Below are 973 nucleotides of genomic sequence, written 5' to 3' on the forward strand. Positions count from 1 at the left end.
ATACTCCTCGAGCGTGAAGTTGTTGACCACCTGCTTACGGATCGAGATCGAGCCGCCTTCCGGAGCGGCCGGCGGCAGGACGACCTGAATGCGTTCGCCTGTCGGCAGTGCGGCGCTGAGAATGGGCTTGGAGCGGCTGATAAACTGACTTGTCGCGCCGGCGACGCGCTCACCGATGTTCTGGATTTCGGCGGCCGTCAGCTCATGAATCTCGTGATGCTCCATATGATCGGCGCCGAGGCGTTCGACATAGACATGGCCCGGCTTGTTGATCGAAATTTCGACGACGCGCGGGTCTTCCAGCAATCGTTTCAGCGGCGACAGCGCGCGATCTAGAAAATGGTAAGGGTTCGGGGCTCTACCGACGGCGACGTTCACGTTGAATTTCCTTCATCGCTTCGGTGACGGGATCGTCGTACATGGCGCTGAAATCGAGATCCTGTCGGACATAAACGAAGATGCGCTCGCCTTGGCTAACGCTGATGGTCGGGGGGATGCGGAGATTTTCGCTCAAAGCCTGGTTGGCCATGTCGCTGAAGGTTTGAGCAATCGTATCACGCGCCAGCTCCTCGCCGCGTTTGGCATCGTCGTTGTTCTTGCCGTACGCTTGGTCGCTCCCGAAGCCGGTCAGGTAGCTGGCGCCGGCGCCGACGATGGAAAGGACGATGGCCGAGCCGAAACGTTCGCGCCATTTGTTGTCGACATGGCCGGAGAGACCGGAACGGCCGAGACTATCACTTCCGATCGAGTTCAGCCGGACACTCACGCCATCATCACGGATAAGCCGCGTCCAGATGACGAAGATACGTTTCTGTCCCCTGGTCACATCGGACTGATACTCACCGATCAGCCGCGTTCCCGTCGGGATCAGGATGCGGCGGCCATCGAACGAATAGACATCCTGAGACGTGATCGCCCGAATCTGCCCCGGTAAGTCGCTGTTGATTGCCGTTTCGAGGATACCGGGAATGAG

General features: G+C 59.0%; 2 protein-coding genes. Both read right to left on the reverse strand.

What is annotated here, in order from left to right:
• Positions 1-378, reverse strand: a 378-nt coding sequence (locus tag EOA49_RS32150; protein ID WP_164749394.1) for an ATPase, T2SS/T4P/T4SS family, incomplete at its 3' end; no start/stop codon positions are given.
• Positions 359-973 (reverse strand): type IV secretion system protein VirB10 (gene virB10 / locus EOA49_RS32155; protein ID WP_164749395.1); only part of this gene is annotated, 615 nt, incomplete at its 5' end. The genes virB10 and EOA49_RS32150, both read right to left, overlap by 20 nt.

It is taken from the genome of Mesorhizobium sp. M1A.F.Ca.IN.020.04.1.1 (genome assembly GCF_003997315.1).
Taxonomy (GTDB): Bacteria; Pseudomonadota; Alphaproteobacteria; order Rhizobiales; family Rhizobiaceae; genus Mesorhizobium.